This window comes from Olsenella urininfantis (assembly GCF_900155635.1).
Classification (GTDB): Bacteria; Actinomycetota; Coriobacteriia; order Coriobacteriales; family Atopobiaceae; genus Olsenella_G; species Olsenella_G urininfantis.
On the sequence record NZ_LT732540.1, the window covers coordinates 1,407,696 to 1,419,841 of the forward strand.

The window sequence follows — 12,146 nt, forward strand, 5'->3', positions numbered from 1 at the left end:
CTGCGCCGTCCTGCCCCACTCACTCGGGGAATGTAACGACGAACACCGTCCCCCGGGGCTCGTTGTCCTCGATGTGAACGCTCGCTCCGTGGCGGACGAGTATGCTCCTGACCAGGGAGAGGCCTATGCCTGCCCCCCCGAAGGCCCTCGATCGGGACTTGTTCACCCTGTAGAACGGATCGAACACCAGGTCACGCTGGTCGGGAGCTATCCCCTCCCCCGTGTCGGCAACTGTCACCACGACCTTCCCGCCACGATGCGAAAGGGCCAGGGCCACGCTGCCTCCCTCGCGGTTGTAGCGGATGGCGTTCTCCACAAGGTTGGAGAACGCCCGGTGGAGCAGGGCCGCGTTGCCCATGACCCTCAGGTCGTCGCAGCCCTGAGTGGCACCCTCCAGCACGAGCGAGACCCCCCGTTGCTCTGCGAGGGGCTCGAGTCCCTCGCAGACGCCGCCCAGGAGGGCATGGAGGGGGACGGGGGAGCTGTCGGGGAGGTCACCGGTCTCCGTCAGCTCAAGCAGGTCCCCCACCACGAGAGAGAGCCTCCTCGTGTTGGCACCCACCATCTCGACCAGAGCGTCGTACTCCTCCTTGGTCCTGGGCTTCTTGCGGAACACGTCGATCTTCGTCTGCAGCACGGCAAGCGGGGTCCTCAGCTCGTGCGCGGCGCTGGCGGCAAAGCGCCCCTGCGCGGCAAACGCCTCGTCGAGCTGCTCGGTCATCTGGTTGAATGACCTGACCAGGTCCTCTATCTCCTCTCCGCGCCCCACGGGCTCCATGCGCTCCGAAAGGGACTCTGGTCCCGTCTGGCGCATGCGGGCGGCAAGCCTGCTGATGGGCCTCGTGTACCTTCCCACCAGCACGTACGCGACGAGGCCGCCCAGGACGAGCACCACGGCAAGATAGGTCAGGGTGTCGGTGAGGATGGCGTTCTTGATTCCCTCGACGTCGAAGACGATGGAGAGGTTGCTCTGGCCCGCAAGCTGGATCTCTGCCGTGTCCAGCGTGAGCGACGTCGAGTGGTTCACGAGGAGGACCAGGATGACGCAGTTGGCCACGATGAGGGCCACCACAAGCGCCGTCAGCTGGGTCCTGATGGAGCGGAATCCCAGACGCGTGCTCATGACTCCTCCCCTTCCCGCAGGAAGTACCCCTCGCCGACCCTGTTGCCTATGGGGTCGTAGCCAAGCCTTGCCCCAAGCTTCTTGCGCAGGGCATGTATGTGGACCCTCACCGAGTTGCTGAACAGGTCCACGTTGCTGTCCCAGGCGTGCTCGAGAAGCTCCTCGCTGCTCACGGCCCTCTCGGAGTTTCGCAGGAGGTACTCGACGATCGCCGTCTCCTTCTTCGTGAGCGCGATGGGATCGCCCTTGGCGCGCAGGGTGCGGGAGACGGTGTCGAATGACAGGTCCCCCCTCAGGATCACGCTGCCCCCCTGCCTGTACTCACGGCGCAGGAGTCCCCTGACGCGCGCCTCCAGCTCCTCGAAGGCGAAGGGCTTGACCAGATAGTCGTCGGCGCCCGCATCGAGGCCGGCGACCCTCTCCGAGATGCTGGACCGGGCGGAGAGGACCAGAACCTTGCTCTGGGAGAGCTGCCCCCTCAGGGCGGAGAGGACGTCCAGGCCGTCCATGCCCGGGAGGTTGAGGTCGAGCAGGATGAGGTCGTACGGCTCGACCTCGGCGGCTGCGAGGGCATCGGTGCCGTTGTCGCACAGGTCTACGTAGTAGCCATCGAGCTCGAGGCCCTCTCCTATGGACTCGAGCAGGTCGCGCTCGTCCTCGACGACCAGGATCTTCATGTTGGGAGGACCTCCTTCGCCAACCAGGGTGCCACGACGATTTCCCTCTGAAAGGATACCAGCCTCTCCTGCACTTAATGCGGACTTAACGCCCAGCCTGCTGTACTGGCACGGAAGGGGAGGTATGCCACATGGAAAAAGGATTCTCAATAGTCGCCCTCAAGGGGTCAAGGAGATGGGCGAGCCTGGCGCTGCTGCTGCTCTCCGTCGCGTTCGTCTGCTACGGGGCGTGGCGCGGGGAGGTCGAGACCGTGTTCTCAAAGGCCGTCAAGCTGTGCATGGAATGCGTGGGGATTGGATAGGTGGGCAGCATGAAGAGATCTCCGTCGAAGTTTGCCGGCCTCATCAAGAGGCGCGGGGCCGTGCAGGCCCTTGCCACGTTCCTCACCAACCCCCATCTGCCGAACTTCCTATCCGGCACCATCTACACGGGCCAGGCGAAGGCCGCCTGCGTCCCTGGGCTCAACTGCTACTCCTGCCCGGCCGCAACCGGCGCATGCCCCATCGGCTCGTTCCAGGCGGTCGTGGGGTCATCTAAGTTCAGCTTCTCCTACTACATCACGGGAATCCTCATCTTCATAGGGGTCATCCTGGGAAGGTTCGTATGCGGCTTCCTCTGCCCCTTCGGGTGGTTCCAGGACCTTCTCCACAAGATCCCGTTTCCCAAGAAGCTCAGCACCAAGCGACTCAAGCCCCTGCGCTACGTCAAGTACGCGATCCTGATCGTCATGGTGTGGGCGCTTCCCGCCCTGCTCAACAACAATGCCGGGCTTGCCAGCCCCTACTTCTGCAAGTACGTCTGCCCCCAGGGCATCCTGGAGGGGGCCATTCCCCTCTCCCTTGCCAGCTCCGGCATCCGTGCCGCCCTCGGCAAGCTCTTCACCATGAAGTTCAGCATCCTGGTGACTGTCGTCCTTTTGAGCATCATGTTCTACCGGCCGTTCTGCAAGTGGATCTGCCCCCTTGGCGCGTTCTACTCGCTGTTCAACAAGGTCTCGGTCCTGCAGTACCACGTTGACAAGGAGGCCTGCGTTTCGTGCGGAAGGTGCGCACGCACCTGCAAGATGGACGTGGACATAACCAAGGACTCCTCGCACCTGGAGTGCATACGCTGCGGCGAATGCCTGAGGGCCTGCCCCGTCCACGCCATCGACATCCGGCTGATCGAGGCCGAGCGCAAGCTCTCGAAGGCGGAGGAGCCTTCCACGCAGCGGCCATAGGACGGGAGAGGGGGTGGCTTCATATGCCGCGCGCATACGCACGGCACCGGCTCAATCCCTGAAAAGCAAAGGGCCTGACCCCTGAACGTCTCAGGGGTCAGGCCCTCTTGTTGGCTGGGCGGCACAACCAATGCGCCTTACCTTTGCCCGCGCTTCTTGAGCAGCGCCCCTCCTGTCACCGTGAGCGCCACTGCTCCGAGCAGCAACGCGCCAACGCCACCATTGCGGTCCCCTGTCCTGGGGAGAGCGCTCACCTTGGCGACGTCCTTCACCACAAGCCTGACCACGGCGCCATGCTCTTCGATCTTCACGGACGAGGACGTCCGATTAATCTCATATCCCTCAGGTGCCCTGGTCTCCACCAGCTCATAGGTACCATACGCGACGCCGGCAAAGCTCAAGGTGCCATCGGAACCCGTTGTGCCCCTTGCAACAACCTTGTTGTCTTGCCTGAGCTCAAACTCGGCGCCAGGAAGAGCCTTGCCCTCGTTTTGGGCATCAACCTTGGACACCAAAACCGAGCCCTTGATCTGCTCGTCGCCCACCGTCAGAGAGGCAACTTGGCCCTGCGTGGCAATGGTTACCTCATGTGGGGTCGCATCAAGCACATAGCCTGTTGGCGCGGCAGTCTCCACAACCTCATACGTACCATACGGCACGTCGGCAAACGAAAGCACGCCAGAGTCATCAGTGACCCCCTCGCGCACCTTCTTGCCATCGAGCCTCAGCTCAAAGCCCGTGTTCGGCAAAGGCTTGGTGGCATCTGCCTTGTCTACCTTGGACACCTTGATGGTGCCGTGGATACGAGTGTTGGTGACGGTTGCGACGGTATGAGAGCCAACTACCTTACCCTGCGCATCCCTGTCATCCTGCTGTCTGTACGCATAGGAGGCAACATATCCCTCAGGAACGTTCGTTTCCTTGACGGTGTACGTTATGGGCACGCCAGCAGAAGGGCTGTTTGCCAGCAGGTTGCCGTACGTTCCCTTCCATGGTGTTTCGCCCATGCTTGAGAGATTGGCCGCGGGCACTGCCTGCGCATCGATGTCTTTGGCTGCCGCGCCATCGGCAAGCAGCTCAACATTGAGCGCGTCATGGCTGATGGTGCCACCTTCGGTGCCGTCTGCGTTCTTGCCTTCCACCCAGACCTTCTCGACATCCACCCTTGTTACCCGCGTGAGGCCTATGTTGAGCGCCATGGCATTAGCGGACTCTATGGTTACCCCTTGCACCGATGCGGACGACTGGCCATCGGCGGCAGTCATGGCCATGTCATTCTTCGTGGGTGAGAAGCGCACAAAAGTACCCATGTCCGTGGAGGTGGGATCGGTAGGGTTGTATGCCTTTACGGTATACGCATCAAGCGTGCCGTCAGCATTGGAGGACCAGTCCTTGAGGCCCCTGAACACATACGAGCCGCTTGCGTCGGTTGTTGCAGTATCCACCAGCTTATTGCGGGCATCATAGAGCTCGATCTTCATGCCGGAAATGACATCGGCCGCTTCGCTCTTGTCAATCCTGCCATCGTAGTTGGCGTCTACCCACGCCACGCCCCCAAGCACGCCAGGGGTTGGTGTCATGGCAACGGGCTGTCCGTAACGATAGCCCTTACCAGAGCCAAGGTCGCGCAAATAGGTAGGTGTATACACGTCAATGAGCTTCTTCTCGAAGTCCTCTTTGGAGACGTCGCGCAAGGCGAGGTTGAACTTGAACTCCTGGCGGCTGCCCGCACCGAACACGCCACTTGCTGGGGAGGAGATGCGCACGAAGTTTACCGCATCCCAATCCTGCTGCGTCCATGCGGAAGTGTTGTCCTCGTCAGTCCACTCAAAACTGCCCCAGTCAAGCGCTTGGCTGGTGGGCGTGGCGTTCCTTGCGTAGGAGATGGTGTAACCAGCGGGTAACGCGCTCTTAAGGCCACCGTTCAAGAACATGTCAAACTGAAACGCCCCGTTGGGTTGGATTGCCCGACCCCAGTCTTGTCCCTTCTTGGGCACTGGCCAATAGGTAATGAATCCGTTGGCGTCAGTCTTTGTGGGGTTGCTTGCAACCAGGCGATAATCCACCGTGCTGTTAGCGCCGATGAGCGTCTTTGAGAGGCCGTCGTAGGTAATGTATTGGGAGTCCGGCTGCGTTGCCATCTTTGCGGAGGACTTCACGACAAGGTCCGTAGGCGCCTTAATCTCCAGGGAGCCCATGGGACGACCGATTTTGTCAGTTGTGCTGCCATTGCCATTGAGGTCCCACTTATCGTCAGCAAAACCGCTGCCATAAACTAAGTCTTCTTTGGTTGCGGTATCAAACTCATACCAAATAAGTTGAGCCCAAATACCGCCAGGCTGATCTTTTTCTGGATCAGAAGCATAGTTCATAACAATCGAACTACCACCCGTATAGGCCCAGTAAGAAGGGTTAATAGCATAGGGGACTACTTTTGCTCCTTCCCGCCATGCTACGCTGGGACCAAAAGTGCGCATGTCATAAAAATCATCTGCAGAAGTAAATTTTGAAAAATCAAGCTTATACACACGGGCCTGAGGGTACTCTGCCTTCAGCGCGTCGGATGCTGGCACCTCATAGATGTCTGGCTGCTTGGCAAGGTTGGTGTAATCATCCCACTTTCCTGCCACTCCCCAATACTCTTTACTCAAAAGAGATCTATATGCCACAGAAAGCGACATATCACTTCCGTACGGACTTACTACGTAGATTGCCTTATAGCTCTGGATACCACGGCTTGAACCATCCCACGTTGGGGTGAAATAGTCAAAAAATTGACCTCTTTTTTGCTCGCCCAAAACCAACGACAGGGGATAAGCGGTTCCTTCATGCCAACCCGTTGTAGGTCCATGACCTTGGATGAAGCTTTTCCCGGTAAACGCGGTAAAAGTATCTCCGATAGTTACATGATCTGCCGACCGTCCGGGGTATTTGAGGACCACCTCGCCCTTACCATCATTAAAGTCCCAGGTTTTCTGGTTACGATGGTGCCAATTTGGCTCTTCGTCACCCGTGTTCTCTATGCGAATGCGGGTCTTGAACAGGCTGGGGTCATCACCCCACTTGCCCTTCTCGCGCACCTCATTGGTGAGCACCTGCCCATAAAACCCAAATGAAGCATCCTCGACCTTGCCCTCAAATCCGGCGTTGCTCGTACCACTCCAATCTGTCTCATAAGCCGTAAAAGCTGTTTTTGCGGGAATGGTGTCTATCTTGTACTCGATGTGCTTGAGGTACATGCCATCTATATGCTTGCCTAACACGTCTTCTACGCGAAAGCGCTGCTTAAGGGCAGCGGCATCCAGAGTGTAGCTTGAGGTTTCCCCAGTCTTGCTGTTCCAGAGCGTCACCTTAAAATCACTTATTTTTGTGGGCTGCGTTCCGTCTGCCTTGGCACGAGAGATAAAAGGCAGGGATTGGGCGGTGACACCGGCAATCTTGGTGTCGTTTACATCATAGTCAATAAGAATGGTCTTCTTTCGGCTATCTGCAGTACCACGATTGCCAACCGTGAAGTACCCAAGGGTACGCTCCTGTGTATGTTCAAACCCTGGAGCGCCGAGGTAGACCTCATTATCTGTAATATAGCCCTCCCACAGAGGCCAGTCCTCACCGCTACCATACATGGTGGTGTTGACATACACGTCTTCTTTGGGCTCGACGATCTCATAGCGCATGGTCCTGAGCCGCTGCGCGTCATACGGCATGTAAGAGCTAGGACCATACGGGTTGTAGTACTTCACCCCAACGTCTATCTGGCTTATTTCTGCCACGCTGCCCACAGGAAAATCCGCCTGGGGGAAGCGCCACATGGGATTGAAGGCGCCTTCATAACCGCTGACGGGGATGGTGCTGTTGTCTGAGCGGCTCCATACATACAGCTTTTTGCCTGCGGGAACGGCATACTCTTCCCCGGTGCTTAGGGTAAGTCTCTCGCCTGGGCCAAGAACCTTGAGGTCGGCCTCTTTGACGCCGCTGTTGCCCTCCTTTGAGTAGCGTCCCAGATACTCCGCCTTCTCGGGTGCCAGCATGGCGTAGAAGTAGTCTTCGAGCATGCGACGCTCATGATTAACCCCACTCAGAGATGCCACCCAAGCGACATCATGACCGGTGGAAGAGTCCAGGCCAACCTCCAGGTTGCCTGCCTTGTTGAGAAGGTTGGCATAGTTACCTCCGAGCCCAATGAAGCCAAGCGTGTCTAGGTTAGTAACCTTGATATCCGTGGCAATCTTTGACGCCGTGGCGGCAGTCCCGGGCTCGATGTAGTTTTGTGTCACCGCAATGGCATTGGGGATATGGGTGAGTCCCGTATCGAATCCAAAGGCGACGCCCATGGGAAGGTCAAACGTAACCTCTTGCGTAGTGTCTTGGAAACGCAAGGTAAGCGCACCCGCAGAACCAATCCCATATACGCTTGCGGGCTTCTTGTCCGCGTCGGTCTGCTGACTTGGCGCAACGACGCCATCAGCCTGAAGCTCGCCAACCCACCCTTGGGTTTTGTCAAACGCGAAGTCGGTGTCCCATTGCATGCCATAGGGCAAGGCAACCTCGATGGATTTCTCCGTTGCAGAGGGGAACACGGCATGAACGCGCAGCTTGAACCTTGTGCCCTTTGCAAGGGAAAGGGTTGCCTTGGGATCGGACAGGGTCCCATAGACCGTATTGCCATCGCTGGAGACAAGGGTTGACTCGATAACTGCCTGACTTGCAGGATTCGCTGCCTTTGGTGCAGCCTGAGGGTCTGCCGTTTCAGCTGGCTCGCTTGCCGCCAGCGTGCTTGCGGCCTTGTCCTCATCTGCCTGCGAGGCTAGAGAAGACCCCTCCCCTGCAGGTTGCTCCGCAGCAGCAACAGCACTTGGCTGACCTTCCGCCCTGGCAATACCTGCCTGGGGAGCAAGCTGTAGGGTAAGTGACAGGGCAAGCATTACCGCAAAGAATCGTTTTGCCTGTGACATTGGTATCCCCAAAATATAGTTAGCTTATTTTAAGGATAGTATACACCAAAACCACACACGCAAGGTGCGCGCCGCACGGGCTCGAGCCTCGAAAAAAATCCCGCACCCCATGGGGTGCGGGATCTCGTGCCACGCAATGTCCGGCAGCGTCTTCCTTATGCGGCCTCGGGCACGCCTCGGTGGCGGGCGTCTGGCCGGACGTCGGAATCCCCGCCCCTCACCATCTTGTACAGGACGTAAGCCGAGGGCACGATCATGGCCACGGTGAATATGTCAGGGATGGGCGCGAGCGCGGCGAATGCGGGAATGACCGACAGCATGCGGAAGGCGTTGCTCACGATGTGGATCAGGATGGGCCAGCGCAGGTCGTGGGTCTTGTGGTACACGAGGGCAAGGATGATGCCCATCGCTGCGGCGGAGACGCCCTGCACGAACAGGCGGTTCCAGATGCCGAACAGCAGGCCCGAGACGACGACGGGAACCCACGACACCTTGGTGACCCGCTCCAGGCAGCCGCATATGATCCCACGGAAGAGCAGCTCCTCCATGATGGGGCCGAGCACGCAGACGGTGAGGACCGAGAGGGGCAGGATCCCCATGGTGAGCGACTCGTTGCCCTTCTCCATGATCTTCAGGCTCTCGGCAATGAAGTCGATGCCCGAAAGGGCGTTCTTCGCAAGGACGAGCCAGAGATAGGAGATCCCGCTCACGCCAAGGCCCAGTACCGCGGCGGACGCGGCGCCCTTGCCGAGGGAGACGTCCATCCTGGGCCCAAGCTTGCCACGCACCATCAGGTGGTAGATGACGCCAAACACCAGAATCTGGCCGACATAGGATGCCAGATCCGTGTATTCGAGCTCGAAGCGCACTCCCAGCTGCCCAAGCGCCAGGTATATCAGCATGCCGAACGCATACGGGAGAATGGACGATGCGAGGAACGATACGATCGCCACGGCCAGTGGCGGAAGTGCATGAAGTAGCTTCTTCACGAGGCCATCCCTTCTTCCCTTTGGCTTCTCGGCACCTATGCCTGGCTCTTGGCGAGGGCGTCGTTCACGCGCTGGAGGAGCTCGCTGCCCTCAAGCTGGCCGATTCCGCCCTGCATGGGCTCGCCGATGACGTTGCCGTTCTGGTCGACCAGGAAGGTGGTGGGGAAGGCCATGATTCCGTTTCCGACCTTAGCGCCCTCGGAGCTGGGGTCGATCATGAGGTTGCTGTAGGTCACGCCCTGCTTGGAGAGGATCCCCTTGGCCTCCTCGGCAGCACTGTCCCCCTCGGCGTTCACGCCAAGGACGCCCACGCCCTTGTCCTTGAGCTGCTTGTTCAGCTGCTCGAGGATGGGCATCTCGTTAACGCACGCCGAGCACCCGTTGAACCAGTAGGAGACGACGGTGACCTTGTTCTGCTTGAAGACGCTCTCGTCAACGGACTTCCCGGTGGCGATGTCGGTAGCCTTGAAGCTGGGGAACTTGTCCCCATCCTTGAGGGCGGCCTGGGGCGCCGCGACCTCGGCGGCGGTGGTGGTCCCCCCCTGTCCTGCGCCCGCTGCGCCGCAGCCCGCAAGGCCCATCACCAGGACGGTGCCGAAAACTGCTGCCATTGCCTTGTTGCCGATCTTCATTGTCTGGTCCCTTCTCGAACCCTACGGCATCGTCCGCCACGGGCGGCATGCCCTAATCTCTAGTGCGGGACCAGTACAGCAGCAAAGGTGTTAAGACCCCGTTAAGCGCGGAAATGACATGGCTTCCGAGGCCCCGTCCGCTGGATTTCTCCCGAATTCGACCATGTGGGGCCCAAGGGCCCCGTGGCTTTGCCCCCGGAGTCGCGCTATGCCAGCAGGCTGAGCAACGCGTAGGCGAGCATGCCCGCCACGGCGCTCCACACCAGCGACCCCGTCTTCCTCGCCACGAGCGCCACCACTGCGGCGGCCGTCAGCCGCAGCGCGAACATGAGGGGCTGGGTGGCCATCTCCGAGGGAGCGAGCAGGTCGTTTGCCACAAGGGCCGCGAACGCAGCGGCAGGGATGAGCCCCAGCGCGTCGCTCACGCGCGGCGAGAGGGACCTGCCGCGCAGCAGGAAGAGCGGGGCCACGCGAAACACGAGGATGGCCGCAAACAGAACCGTCAGCACCAGGGCGAGCGTGCCTGCCTCCAGGGTCATGCGCGCACCTCCCCTCTCGCCTGCGCGAGAAGGCCTGCCAGCACGCCGCAGACCGAACCAACCAGCACGGCCACGCCCGCAAGCCCCAGAAGCTTGCAGGCGAAGACGGCTCCCACCGAGACCAGGGCCGCCACACGGCTTGGCCGAGCCTTGAGCTGGCCCACCATCAGGCAGATGAAAATCGAGGTCATAGAGAACGACATGATGGTCACGGGCATGCTCACGAGCCCGCCCACGACGACCCCGACGGCATTTGCCGTCGCCCAGCTGAGCATGCAGCAGACGTTGAGGGCAAGGGCGTCTCGTGCGGACCAGCCAGCCTCGTGCGCGAAGCAGTCCAGGTTGACGCCGAAGGACTCGTCGGTCATGGTCGCGGCGAAGAGGAAGTTGGTTGGGGCGGCGCCCTCGGCGACGTAGGGTGCGACGCCCGCCGAGTAGAGCATCTGGCGCGTGCTCACCAAGACGATGCTGGCCAGCGTGGATGCCATGGGCATGCCTGCGAGCAGCATCTGCGGCAGCATGAACTGGCCCGCGCCGGAATAGAACGTCACGGAGCAGAGGAAGGCGAGCGGGGCCCCGAAGCCGATCTGCGCCTCGAGCACGCCGCAGGGAATGCCAATGGCCAGGTATGCGAACATGACCGGCATGGCATGCGGCAGCGCACGGCGCAGGGCCGAAAGGGCATGTGGGCCCACGGGCGGCTCCCCCCCTTGGCGTGAGTTCGACGACGTCAGCTAGACTAGCGCGTATGGGCGACGGACGGAAGGGCGGCGCGCGATGTCTTCTCGCGGCGTTCGCCTGGAGCCCCTTCCCACGGCAGAGAGGCCCCGTCACGCCCCACACATCCGTCCCATGTATACTTCCGAGAGCCATGCGCCCGTTTTGGGCCATGCCAGGCGACAGCAAGGAGCAGATATGAGCCAGAAGAGGGACCCCCAGGACAGCTGCATCCTCGTCACCGGCGGTGCCGGCTTCATCGGCAGCCACACCGTCGTGGAGCTGCTCGAGAAGGACTATCAGGTCGTCATCGTGGACGACCTCTCCAACGCCTCCGAGAAGGTCCTCGACCGCATCGACGCCATCGTGGGCGAGGAGCGTGCGGCGCGCCTCTCCTTCTACCGCGCGGACGTCGGAGACCGAGACGCCCTCGAGGCGATCTTCGACGACAACCAGATAGACGCTGTGATCCACTTCGCCGGCTACAAGGCCGTGGGCGAGTCCGTCAAGAAGCCCATCGAGTACTACGGCAACAACATCGGCAGCACCCTCGCGCTGGTTGACGTCATGCGCGAGCACGGGTGCAAGTCCATCATCTTCTCCAGCTCGGCCACCGTCTACGGCGATCCCGACAGCCTGCCACTCACCGAGGCAAGCCCCAAGAAGGCGTGCACCAACCCCTACGGCTGGACCAAGTGGATGATCGAGCAGATCCTCTCGGACCTGCACACCGCAGACCCCGAGTGGAACGTGGTGCTCCTGCGCTACTTCAACCCCATTGGCGCGCATCCCACGGGCCTCATGGGCGAGGACCCCAAGGGCATACCCAACAATCTGCTTCCCTACGTGGCGCAGGTGGCCGTGGGCAAGCGCGAGAGCGTCCACGTGTTCGGAAGCGACTACGACACCCCTGACGGCACCGGGGTCCGCGACTACATCCACGTGATGGACCTCGCGTCAGGGCACGCCGCGGCGCTTGCCTGGATGGGCGGCCGCACGGGCGTGGAGATCTTCAACCTGGGCACCGGCAAAGGCACCTCCGTGCTCCAGATCATCGAGGCCTTCTCGAGCGCCTGCGGCAGGGAGCTGCCCTACGTCCTGGAGCCCAGGCGCGCCGGAGACGTGACCGCCAACTACGCCGACTGCTCAAAGGCCAGGGACGAGATGGGCTGGGAGGCGCGCTTCGGCATAGACGAGATGTGCCGCGACTCCTGGAAATGGCAGTCGAACAACCCAAACGGCTACGAGGGCTAGGGCCGTTCGCATGAGCGCGGGCCCCAACGCCTTCGTAGGC

At 60.7% G+C, this 12,146-nt stretch carries 10 protein-coding genes; 3 read left to right on the forward strand and 7 right to left on the reverse strand.

What is annotated here, in order from left to right:
• Positions 1 to 19 precede the first annotated feature (19 nt).
• Together CZ375_RS06410 and CZ375_RS06415 are read right to left on the reverse strand one after the other, a co-directional pair.
• A complete protein-coding gene (locus CZ375_RS06410) occupies positions 20 to 1,123 on the reverse strand; it encodes a sensor histidine kinase (RefSeq protein ID WP_077598419.1) in 1,104 nt (367 codons plus the stop codon).
• Complete coding sequence (locus tag CZ375_RS06415; RefSeq protein ID WP_077598420.1) at positions 1,120 to 1,800, reverse strand: response regulator transcription factor; 681 nt, start codon at positions 1,798 to 1,800, stop codon at positions 1,120 to 1,122. The genes CZ375_RS06410 and CZ375_RS06415 overlap by 4 nt, the downstream gene beginning before the upstream one ends.
• A gap of 131 nt (positions 1,801 to 1,931) precedes the next feature.
• On the opposite strand from CZ375_RS06415, the gene CZ375_RS06420 reads away from it, so the two are divergent.
• Complete coding sequence (locus tag CZ375_RS06420; protein ID WP_077598421.1) at positions 1,932 to 2,102, forward strand: CD1871A family CXXC motif-containing protein; 171 nt, start codon at positions 1,932 to 1,934, stop codon at positions 2,100 to 2,102.
• A 9-nt stretch (positions 2,103 to 2,111) separates the two neighbouring features.
• Positions 2,112 to 3,020 carry a 4Fe-4S binding protein gene (locus CZ375_RS06425; protein ID WP_077598792.1) on the forward strand — a complete coding sequence of 303 codons (909 nt, stop codon included), beginning with the start codon at positions 2,112 to 2,114 and terminating at the stop codon, positions 3,018 to 3,020.
• 137 nt (positions 3,021 to 3,157) lie between these two features.
• Here the strand turns inward: CZ375_RS06425 and CZ375_RS06430 are convergent, their stop codons facing one another.
• The 5 genes from CZ375_RS06430 to CZ375_RS06450 form a co-directional block, all read right to left on the reverse strand.
• Entirely contained in the window at positions 3,158 to 7,975 is a 4,818-nt protein-coding gene (locus CZ375_RS06430; protein ID WP_077598422.1) for a SpaA isopeptide-forming pilin-related protein, read from the reverse strand.
• A 155-nt stretch (positions 7,976 to 8,130) separates the two neighbouring features.
• The gene (locus CZ375_RS06435) at positions 8,131 to 8,964 is read right to left on the reverse strand and encodes a CPBP family intramembrane glutamic endopeptidase (protein ID WP_077598423.1); all 834 of its coding nucleotides are present in this window, start codon (positions 8,962 to 8,964) and stop codon (positions 8,131 to 8,133) included.
• A gap of 35 nt (positions 8,965 to 8,999) precedes the next feature.
• Complete coding sequence (locus CZ375_RS06440) at positions 9,000 to 9,596, reverse strand: TlpA family protein disulfide reductase (protein ID WP_077598424.1); 597 nt, start codon at positions 9,594 to 9,596, stop codon at positions 9,000 to 9,002.
• Positions 9,597 to 9,802: 206 nt separating this feature from the next.
• The gene (locus CZ375_RS06445) at positions 9,803 to 10,135 is read right to left on the reverse strand and encodes an AzlD domain-containing protein (protein WP_077598425.1); all 333 of its coding nucleotides are present in this window, start codon (positions 10,133 to 10,135) and stop codon (positions 9,803 to 9,805) included.
• Entirely contained in the window at positions 10,132 to 10,830 is a 699-nt protein-coding gene (locus CZ375_RS06450; protein WP_200799714.1) for an AzlC family ABC transporter permease, read from the reverse strand. Before CZ375_RS06450 ends, CZ375_RS06445 begins: the two co-directional genes overlap by 4 nt.
• 220 nt (positions 10,831 to 11,050) lie before the next feature.
• On the opposite strand from CZ375_RS06450, the gene galE reads away from it, so the two are divergent.
• A complete protein-coding gene (gene galE, locus CZ375_RS06455; RefSeq protein ID WP_077598426.1) occupies positions 11,051 to 12,106 on the forward strand; it encodes a UDP-glucose 4-epimerase GalE in 1,056 nt (351 codons plus the stop codon).
• Positions 12,107 to 12,146 lie beyond the last annotated feature (40 nt).